The sequence below is a fragment of the Frigoribacterium sp. CFBP 8754 genome (genome assembly GCF_014841815.1).
GTDB lineage: Bacteria > Actinomycetota > Actinomycetes > Actinomycetales > Microbacteriaceae > Frigoribacterium > Frigoribacterium endophyticum.
In genome coordinates, this window is sequence record NZ_JACYUO010000016.1 from 1 (window position 1) to 778 (window position 778).

A 778-nucleotide genomic window follows, 5' to 3' on the forward strand; every position below is an offset into this window, starting at 1 on the left:
AGTTTCCTTGCCTACGTTCTCACGGGAAACGACGTCGAAGTCGTCAGGGACCACCCGCTTCATGTTCAACGGTCCGGGCGAACTGGTTGGCTTGGAGCCCCACAGAAGAAACCCCTGCTGGACTTCGGCCGCGTAGGAGACGCCGTGTGTCGTCCACGTCGAGCTGAAAGGCATGCTTAACAGTAGGGCGCACCCGGGTACCTCTCCCGGTGATGTCGTTCTCCGAGGCCGACGAACCAGTCAGCGTCGTTCTCGCCACTGCAGCCCGAGGTGCTGAGTGTTTCCGTGTCTATTGCGGGGAGCGTCTTTCGTTCCCCGAGATGACTCACTCAGGAGCGGAGCGTCGGTGCGTGAAGTGGACATTTGTGTTTGGCCACGGCGGCGGTGGGTAGGTGTGGGCAATGGCACGTACGACGATGCACATCAATGACCGCTCTCACTCCCTCGATCCGAGCCAGGATCTTGAGACGGTCAAGGGGGACGTCGTTGAGGCGGTGCGTGCCGGAGGCGACTTTGTGCAGGTCGCCGTTGCCGGAGGGCATGTGCTTGATGTTCTAGTGGCCCCGGGGGTCTCGGTCTCGTTCGAGACCGAGACCGAGACAAATTTCAGCGAAGGGCCTGACGACGAGTTCGTCGCTTCGATCGACGCCGTCGACTTCGATGACTACCTGCTCTTCCTCTGACGACGACGATGATGTCGTCGTTGTGATCTCCCAACTCCTAGGCCAATGCCTCAACGACGTCGATGAACATCCGTCCCGGTGGGTGGACCATGTGA

1 protein-coding gene is annotated in these 778 nt (G+C 60.3%); it reads left to right on the plus strand.

All coding sequences use genetic code 11. From position 1 onward, the window contains the following. Window positions 1-401 precede the first annotated feature (401 nt). Window positions 402-683, plus strand: a complete 282-nt coding sequence (locus IFT72_RS15615; protein WP_192047022.1) for a hypothetical protein — start codon at window positions 402-404, stop codon at window positions 681-683. The last annotated feature ends 95 nt before the right edge of the window (window positions 684-778 follow it).

Excerpts from the sequence above, each read along its gene's own strand:
- IFT72_RS15615 (WP_192047022.1), top strand. The coding sequence starts at position 402 with ATGGCACGTACGACGATGCACATCAATGACCGCTCTCACTCCCTCGAT.